Genomic DNA, 9,242 nt, shown 5'->3' with positions numbered 1-9,242 from the left:
TGTTACTATTTCAACCCTTAAAACTTATATACAGAATCAAGATGAAATAAAATAAATAAGGACGCGATTCATCTCACGCTTATTTGAGAAAATAAAGCTTGAGGCTTCTCGCGGTTAAGCTAAATAATAAATATGTTATACTCAACCTTAAGTAGATTTCAAGGAGCAATCTGGGGAAGCTTAAACATAACTCAATCAGACATTCTCAGTGAGTTGATGATTAAGCAAACAAAAAACCTGATCGAGTCAGGAGATTTAAACATAAAGCAAATGGAAGGTTTAGCTAATTTAACAATTAGTCAAATGGCGGTAGCTACTTTACCAGTGCTACTATTTTTTCACGACAGCCCCCAACTCTTGACCAATAAACTAACAGCAATAATTACAAAACTTAATCAAACAACAGAAACTCTTCAAGAATTGTTAACCTGGTCTAAGGCTATATCTTTAGCTTTAACAGAACAACTTGAACCCCAAGACTTGCTTAAACAACTATTACAGGAAAATAGCCAAACCAAATTAACAGAACAATTAGAACAAGTACAAAGCTACTTAGAACAAAATTTATCCTTAAATCAGGTGGTAAATAAATTATCACGTCTCAAACAACCAGAAACAGCGATCGCCTTAGCCATCTACTGTTTTCTCTTTACACCCCAAGACTTTAACCTAGCTATAAATCGAGCTAAACAAAGTAAATATCAACCAGAAATTACTCAAGCCTTAACAGGAGCCTTAACAGGAGTTTATAACGGTTATCATAATATACCCCTACAATTGCGGTTATCCCTTCAACAAAACCACCAACAGCGAATCAGTATCACAATCGCTAGTCAACTCTACGCCTCTTGGTGTGGTATCACCCCAACAGGCTTAGCTAATTGGCAACAAACATCTCAAACTATTGCTCAACCTGGACTAATTCAACCTCGAAAACAGTTAAAAATTATTTCTCAACAACAAACTTGGTAGTATCTGTAGCCAACATTTTCAGAAATAAATACTAAAATAAATAAGTATATCGGTTACGATTAAATCCCAAGGCTGATGGTGTTATAACAAGGCAAAACAATGAATATTTACTCCTTCACTCATCATATAGAACAATGGCTGGAAAAACACTCAGCCAAATTGGGACAACTATCTAAACAATCTCCCTCAAAACCTAAACAACCCTCAAAAACCTCAAAATACCTAGCCAAAGCTAAACCACCCATTATGTTGGTTTTGACTATCGTATCTTTAACTAGCGTTTTAGGTAATCGGTTTTATAATCAACCAACTTTAACTAGAGGAGCGATCGCCCCTAGAACCTATATCGCCCCAAGTTATCTAACTATAGTTGATACACAAGAAACAGAAAGGCTACGCAAACAAGCCAGAGACGGAGCAGTACCGGTTCTGAAAAAAGATCCTTTGATCACAGAACAAATTCTTAGCAATATTCAAGATTATTTAAACCACATAGCCTTATTGAGAGAAACAGTAGGAGAGTTTCCCTATATCAGTGAAACAGAGATCCTCTCTCGTGAAAGTCAACTTTACTTGCGTCAAGCTCAGGAAGCAGAATGGCAGGATATACTTAATCAAATTGGTGAGACTCGCCAACCAGAAGATCTCTCCCTAGCCATTAACTCTGAACTCAATTTACAAAAAGAGCAAGTAATTGCTAAATTGCAATATTACCAGAAAAAAATCAGCTCATCTGAATATCAAGAATTACTAGCAACCATAAAAAAAGCTCGTCGTCAATATGAACGCACTTGGTCAGAATTGACACAAAATCAAAATATACAACTCACAGAAGCTGAAAAAAGGCTGATACTAGATTTAAGCGACGAAGTTTGGCAAACAACAGAAATAATTATCAGAAGGACAACCCGAAGAATCCTTACCCAAGGTATCCCCCAAGGAATACCAGAAGGTCTCATGCAGCAAACAATCAACGTTCATTTAGGTATAGAAGTAGAACAAGCCAACCCGGAATTACTCAGAGATGATATCCCCGAAACAGCAAAAATGCTAGCAAGTACAATCTTGCTGAGATTTCTACAACCCAACCTGATTATAGACAGCGAAGCAACGGCTAAACTAGCTGAAACAGCAGCAGAAGCAATACCAGAACAGCTAATCTATATCAATAAAGATGAAATAATCGTTGCACAAGGTGAAGAAATTAGCTCACAACAATTCTTGAAACTAGACGCCTTGGGGATGATTTACCGAGGAGTTAATAAACAAGGTTTGGGAATTTCTGTGGCGATCGCCACCACAGCAACAACTATTCTTTGGTTAAGTCAAAGCAAAAGCCCAACCAAATTGCGCAGTCGAGATCAAATTTTACTGTGTTTATTAACCGTTAGTTCACCCTTAATGGCGATCTTTCAAGTTCCCTACACTAGCTTACCTGCAGTGGGGTTATTAACGAGTAGCTTTTATGGACCAACAGTAGGGATAACACAAGTAGGAGTCTCCACAATCTTAACCATCTTGGCTGATGAAATTTCCGAAGGAGAAGACTGGGAACCCCTAGCAGTAGGCGCAATAGGAGGAATTATCGCCGCTTCTATAGCAGGAAGATTACGCGATCGCGATCAACTAGCCCAACTAGGTGTAGGAGTCGGTTTAAGTCAATGGGCAGTGTATTTTATTATTCGCTTAATTTTTACTTCCAGCCCCGTAGCTATTTGGTCAACAGCCCTACAACAAGGAATCTATTATGGACTCTTACCAGGTCTAGGTTGGAGCGTTTTTGCTATAGGTATTAGTCCCTATTTAGAGCGTCTGTTTGGCTTACTTACCCCTAGTCGTCTATCCGAATTGTCTAACATTAACCAACCCCTACTCAAAAAACTCGCCGAAGAAGCCCCAGGAACTTGGCAACATACCCTCTTCGTTGCTTCCTTAGCAGAAGGTGCAGCCCGAAAATTAAACTGCAATGTAGAATTAATTCGGGCAGGCACTCTCTATCATGATATTGGTAAGTTACACGATCCCCTCGGTTTCATCGAAAACCAAATGGGTGGACCTAATAAACATGATACCATCAACGATCCCTGGGCAAGTGCAGCTATTATCAAAAAACACGTTACTCAGGGTATAATAATGGCGCGTCGTCATGAGTTGCCCAAAGCCATTTCTGATTTTATTCCCCAACACCAAGGAACAATGTTAATCGCCTATTTTTACTTCCAAGCTAAACAAATAGCCGAAGCAAATGGCGAACCAGAAGTGTCTGAGTACGACTTTCGCTATGATGGACCAATCCCTCAAAGCAGAGAAGCGGGTATCATGATGTTAGCAGATAGCTGTGAAGCAGCTTTACGCTCCCTAGAAAATGCTAATAGAGATAAAGCCTTGATTATGATTAGTAAAATTTTAAAAGCACGTTGGCAAGATAATCAATTAGTAGATAGTGGTCTCAAATATGACGAGTTGGCAATCATTGCCTCTGTTTTTGTTGATGTTTGGGAACAATCTAAACACAGAAGGATTGCTTACCCTAAAGCAGCCCTAGAATCACCCAACAAATAATTACCAAAATGGATAGTCAAAAACTAGAACAAGAGTTAACAGAAATTAAAGCTAAAATCTGGACTCTAGCTCAAGAATATAAACAAGATAATTTATCTATATTACAGTTACTCAGGACTTTAGAAAATACACATAGGGAAATACGTGACCAGGTATTTGAATCATCTTTACCTAATACTAGAAATACTTTATATAACCTGATTAGAGATATGGAAGAAACGGGAGGATGGCCCTATATAGAAAGAATGAAACTAAAAGACTTATTGCTAAAATTACAATTCAAACAAACTGAATCAGATACTTTAGAAAATGAACTTGACTATAAATCCGATTAAATTTGGTACGGATGGTTGGAGAGGTATAATCGCTCTTGATTTTACCTTTGAACGCGTAGCTACCCTCGCACCTATAGCAGCTAAAGTATTAGCTACAGAAACCCCTAACTCTTCTCTGATTATTATTGGTTACGATCGCCGTTTCTTAGCTCAACAATTCGCCGAAATAGCCGCAGAGGCAGTGCAAGAGGCAGGCTTTGATGTCCTATTAGCTAATGACTACGCCCCTACACCCGCTTTTAGTTGGGCAGCTCAACAATTTAACGCACTAGGCGCACTAGTTTTAACCGCTAGTCATAATCCAGCTCAATACCTGGGATTAAAGGTAAAAGGGGCTTTTGGAGGATCTGTCTCCCCCAAGGTAACCCAGAAAATAGAAGCTTTATTAACTCAACCATCAACCCCAAGCACAACTAAAGGAACTAGAGAATTATTCGACCCCTGGTACGGTTATTGTCAAGCTCTACGCCCCAAAGTTAACCTAGAATTGATTCAAAATGCCCTCAAAAATGGTAAAATGACTGTCTATGCAGATGTCATGCACGGTGCTGCAGCTACAGGGTTAACTAGATTACTACCAGAAGTAACCGAACTGAACACCACGACAGACGCTTATTTTGGGGGATTTTCCCCCGAGCCTTTACCCCATAACCTAACTACTCTGCTAGAAACTATTAAAGCAGAAAGTCTAAAAAATACGGGAATACTCACAGGTTTGGCTTTTGATGGAGATAGCGATCGCATCGCTGCTGTAGATGGTCAAGGTAATTTCCTCAGTTCCCAAGTACTTATACCTATTCTAATCCACCACCTAGCTAAAACTCGCGGTTGGAGTGGAGAAGTGGTTAAAACCATCAGTGGCTCTGATTTGATCCCTCTGTTAACTAAATCCTACAATCTACCTCTTTTTGAGACACCTGTCGGTTATAAGTATATCGCTGAGCGCATGCTTACTAGTCAAGTTTTGATTGGGGGAGAAGAATCAGGAGGAATTGGCTATGGCAATCATATACCAGAACGAGATGCTCTCTTATCTGCTCTCTATGTTCTCGAAGCGATCGCTACCTCAGAATTGGACTTAGGCGACTATTACCGTAAACTACAAGCAGAGGTTGATTTCTACTCTAGTTATGATCGTATTGATTTAACCCTTAAAAATATGGAAGCTAGAGAAAAAGTACTAGCAACCCTAACTAATCAACCACCCACAATTATCGCAGACCAAAAAGTAATCGATTGTCTCAGCATCGATGGCTATAAATTACGTCTAGAAGATGGTAGTTGGTTATTAATTCGTTTTAGTGGGACTGAACCCCTATTAAGATTATACTGTGAAGCTAAAGACCAAATTAGGGTACAAGCAATTCTTACTTGGGCCAAAAATTGGGCTACTTCTCTAGTCTAGGGAACTCCGAAATAGGGAATAGGCACTCATGCAATAGTTGGTATAGTATATAGGCATAATTACTCCTTTTTTTTAACCTATAGTCAATCTATGATCATTGTGCAGATATGCACTAACCTGTCTAAATGTTCCTGTTTATGTGTCGCCATTACTGAAAAACGGATACGACTAGTAGGTACAGTAGGAGGACGAATAGCAGGGGCTAAAATTCCTGCTTCCCTAAGTTTAGCAGCTATTTGTAAAGCTTGTTGAGGATTGGAACAAGGTAAACAAATAATCGGGGATTGAGTTGGTAAGCAATTAAGAGAATGTTTGGTTAGTTGATTGTTAAGATAAGTCACATTTTGCCATAAACTCTCTCTGATGCCTGGTTCTGTGGTAATAATTTCTATAGCAGCTAAAGCTGCAGCTGTATCCCCTGGAGATAAACCAGTGGTATAAATCCAGGTAGCTGCACGATTGCGTAAAAAATCGATTAGGATGGAACTACCCGCGACATAACCACCTAAACTCCCTAAAGCTTTACTAAGTGTCCCTACTTGTATAATTTCTTTACCCCTACAGTTAAAATATTCTACACAACCTGCACCTGTTTTACCTATTACTCCTGTCGCGTGAGCTTCATCTACTAATAACATAGCGTCGTAAGTTTCAGCTAGATTAACCAACTGAGGTAGTTGACATAAATCACCATCCATACTGAAGACGGTATCAGTGATGATTAAACAACGACGATGTTTATGTCTTTCTTGATACAGATATTGGGCTAACTCCAGAATATTATTATGGCTATAGTTATAAACTTTAGCTCGACTAAGTTTAGCACCTTGTTTAAGACTAGAGTGGTTATACTCATCAGCTACAATTAAGTCTTTTTCCCCAACTATAGCGGTAATTACCCCTAAGTTAGCTAGATAACCCGAACTAAAAACGAGTGCGTCTTCTGTACCTTTTAAGCTAGCTAGTTTTGCTTCTAACTGTTGGTGGATAATTCGATGTCCTGTTAGTAAACGTGAACCAGTACTACCAGTGCCATACTTTTTGGTCGCTTCAACAGCAGCAGTAATTAAGCGATCGCTTCCGGCTAAACCTAAATAATTATTACTGGCAAAATTGATTAACTCAGCATCTCCACAACTAACTATTGTACCTGCTTTCCCTTCATAAGCAGTGACAGAACGATACCAATTAGCTTTATGAATAGTTGTTAGGGATTTTGCTAACCAATCATAACCTCGATTAGTCATGAGGCAGTTTGACTTTTAAGATAACTTAATAACCAATTAGCCATAGTCGCCCGACGAGTTTGTCTAGGTCCAAATTCACCTACTTTATACCCTTTGAAGCCTAATTCTTCCTTAAGAAGTTGCTTATTTTCAGCAGGGATAGAACGAGTTAATTTAACTACAGGAGGACGATTAGCGATAAAATCAGGAGGTTCGGGATATTCTTGACGCCAATGTTCGGGAACTAAACTATTATTCCAAGTATCAGTATCGGGTTGATAACGATAACCTAGATAATACCAAACCAAACGATTAACCGTCAAATCATCAATCTCTTCTGAAAGTATATTTAAAATAGTCTCTTGGTTAAGAGGTGGTAACTCAAACATGAACAGATGAAACCTTCTCAACAGAAAGTTATTATTATACTAGGTTGTGGTGTCTTAGCGGTTTCTACCTCAGCTATTTTTATTCGTTTAGCTTTAGTTGCAGCTACGACAACAGGAGTAGGATTTAGTTTATTTCTAGCCGCTACTCGTCTTAATTTAGCAGCCTTACTCCTGATACCTACTTATTCTACCTGGAATCGCAGTGAGTTAACTAGAAAAGGGATATATTATGCAGCTTTAGCGGGATTATGTTTAGCTTTACATTTTGCTTTTTGGATAACTTCTTTATCCTTTACCTCGATCGCAGCTTCAACTACCCTAGTTACCACTAATCCCCTTTGGATAGCGATCATTAGTTGGTTATGTTATCAAGAAAAACCTAATCAAAAAACCAGTTTAGGGATAGTTTTAGCGATCGCGGGTGGAATCATGATCAGTTTGAGTAACCCCGAATCTAACCCTGAGATTATCCCCAAACCCTGGTTAGGTAACTTACTAGCTTTACTAGGTTCTTTTATGGCTAGTTTATACTTATTATCAGGTAGAATAGCTCAAACTCAAGGATTAACTACTCAAGCTTATATCGCGATCGCCTATAGTACAGCAGCCTTAATTCTCTTACCCTTACCCTTACTATGGGGAGAAAGTTACTTTAATCACCCGCAAATTATTTACTTATATAGCTTACTGATGGCTATTTTTCCCCAATTAATCGGACATACTAGCTTTAATTGGGCGATGAGACATTTTTCTGCTACTCTAGTCTCTCTAGTTATTTTACTAGAACCAGTGGGTTCAACTATTTTAGGTTTAATTTTTTTAGGAGAAACACCCGCGAACTTGGTAATATTAGGAGGGCTAATCATTTTATCAGGAGTAGCTTTAGCTATCATACACTAGGAAAACAAGCTAATGGGATATATTATTAGTACAGTTAATATGAAAGGTGGTGTAGGTAAAACCACTCTCACCGTTAATTTAGCTACCTGTTTAGCTAAAAACCATCAAAAGAAAGTATTAGTAGTAGATCTCGACGCTCAGATTAGTGCTACCCTGAGTTTAATCTCTCCTCAAGAATTCGCCCAAATTAGAAAAAAACGGCGTACTCTTAGTTATCTAATTGAAAAAGCCATAAGTTCCAAAAACAGGAGTAATCTAACTATACATGATTTGATTTGTCCCAATATCTGTGATTTACCAGGATTAGCCTTATTACCAGGAGATTTAGAACTCTACGACGAATATCTAGTATCTCAAACGCTACACGAATCAGCAATATCTCAAAATCAAGAAGATTTTGCCCAAGTTTGGAATAAATTTGAAAGATTGCTAATTAGTAACCTGTTAACACCCCTTCAGCAAAAATATGATTTTATCTTACTCGATTGTGCACCAGGATATAATCTACTTACCCGTAGCGGTATTGCGTCTAGTAACTTTTATATATTACCTGCTCGTCCCGAACCCTTATCATTAGTAGGTATTCAACTACTAGAAAGAAGAATTCTCAAGTTAAAAGAAAATCATCAAAATACAAATCCTGTTAATCTCGATTTATTGGGAATAGTGTTTATTCTCTCAGGTGGTCCTCTCTCAGGAAGATACTATAATCAGGTTATGAGAAGAGTTAAAACCGATTTTAGCCCAGAACAAATTTTTGAAAACTCTATACCCATGGATGTCAACGTAGCTAAAGCTGTGGATTGTTTTACCCCAGCAGTAGTTGCCACACCTAACACTACAGGTTCTAAAGCTTTTACTAGGTTAACCGAAGAGTTTTTAGTTAAGATAAGTAAACATAATTTAAAACTTTAGTAAATTGCCCACCAAAAAAAATTTTATGGAATAATATAATAAGTATAGAAAAATTTAATCTACTCGCAACAAGTCTTAGGGAGGTGCTGAAATCTTAGTTAAGCGTCCATTCCTAGTGGTTTATTGTTGTTCTTTGAGATCAAGGTTAAACTGTTCAGGGATAAAGAAATCCCTGCTAAGCTTAAGAGAAGAGTGAAAACAGTTACGAATTTTCTAGTAATTTCGGTAATTATAAAAAAATACTGTTTTACTGGCTATAATTTGAACTGAGATGTTAATCTAAATCAAACGTTTTCACAACACCATTTAACTAAGAGTAGTTGACCTTGGGAGATGCTCTAATTTACTGGTAATGCTTATAGTGAGAAATTATTCTGACTAGAGCTGGTGAAGGAACAAAATATTTGACCTTTTCGTCAAATAACTGTGTGGTGGCTTAGTTGTCCGTTATAACTGAGTCTGCTGTTTCTGATTGAGTATCTACAGAGAAGCAAGACTTGTGTGAGTTGAAGTATAACGTTGTGGCATAAAATGAGGA

8 protein-coding genes are annotated in these 9,242 nt (G+C 38.0%); 6 read left to right on the top strand and 2 right to left on the bottom strand.

Annotation, left to right across the window (positions count from 1 at the left end):
- Positions 1 to 132 precede the first annotated feature (132 nt).
- From EA365_03015 to EA365_03000, 4 genes are all read left to right on the top strand, one after another.
- Positions 133 to 972 carry an ADP-ribosylglycohydrolase family protein gene (locus tag EA365_03015; protein TVQ47845.1) on the top strand — a complete coding sequence of 280 codons (840 nt, stop codon included), beginning with the start codon at positions 133 to 135 and terminating at the stop codon, positions 970 to 972.
- Between the two features lie 246 nt (positions 973 to 1,218).
- Positions 1,219 to 3,534: an HDIG domain-containing protein gene (locus tag EA365_03010; GenBank protein TVQ47846.1), complete on the top strand. Its 2,316-nt coding sequence runs from the start codon at positions 1,219 to 1,221 to the stop codon at positions 3,532 to 3,534.
- Complete coding sequence (locus EA365_03005) at positions 3,531 to 3,869, top strand: hypothetical protein (GenBank protein ID TVQ47844.1); 339 nt, start codon at positions 3,531 to 3,533, stop codon at positions 3,867 to 3,869. The genes EA365_03010 and EA365_03005 overlap by 4 nt, the downstream gene beginning before the upstream one ends.
- Positions 3,844 to 5,274: a phosphoglucomutase/phosphomannomutase family protein gene (locus EA365_03000; protein TVQ47843.1), complete on the top strand. Its 1,431-nt coding sequence runs from the start codon at positions 3,844 to 3,846 to the stop codon at positions 5,272 to 5,274. The genes EA365_03005 and EA365_03000 overlap by 26 nt, the downstream gene beginning before the upstream one ends.
- An 83-nt stretch (positions 5,275 to 5,357) precedes the next feature.
- Here EA365_03000 and bioF read toward each other — a convergent pair whose 3' ends face one another.
- On the bottom strand, positions 5,358 to 6,521 hold the full coding sequence (bioF, locus tag EA365_02995) for an 8-amino-7-oxononanoate synthase (protein TVQ47842.1): 1,164 nt from the start codon (positions 6,519 to 6,521) through the stop codon (positions 5,358 to 5,360).
- Positions 6,518 to 6,889, bottom strand: a complete 372-nt coding sequence (locus tag EA365_02990) for a DUF1823 family protein (protein TVQ47841.1) — start codon at positions 6,887 to 6,889, stop codon at positions 6,518 to 6,520. Before EA365_02990 ends, bioF begins: the two co-directional genes overlap by 4 nt.
- A gap of 6 nt (positions 6,890 to 6,895) precedes the next feature.
- On the opposite strand from EA365_02990, the gene EA365_02985 reads away from it, so the two are divergent.
- Together EA365_02985 and EA365_02980 are read left to right on the top strand one after the other, a co-directional pair.
- Complete coding sequence (locus EA365_02985; GenBank protein ID TVQ47840.1) at positions 6,896 to 7,789, top strand: DMT family transporter; 894 nt, start codon at positions 6,896 to 6,898, stop codon at positions 7,787 to 7,789.
- A gap of 12 nt (positions 7,790 to 7,801) precedes the next feature.
- A complete protein-coding gene (locus tag EA365_02980) occupies positions 7,802 to 8,704 on the top strand; it encodes a ParA family protein (GenBank protein TVQ47839.1) in 903 nt (300 codons plus the stop codon).
- The last annotated feature ends 538 nt before the right edge of the window (positions 8,705 to 9,242 follow it).

Origin of the sequence: Gloeocapsa sp. DLM2.Bin57, assembly GCA_007693955.1 — a bacterium.
Lineage (GTDB): Bacteria > Cyanobacteriota > Cyanobacteriia > Cyanobacteriales > Gloeocapsaceae > Gloeocapsa.
The sequence above is the reverse complement of the archived record's forward strand: the minus strand, read 5'-3'. Positions and strand labels throughout refer to the sequence as shown.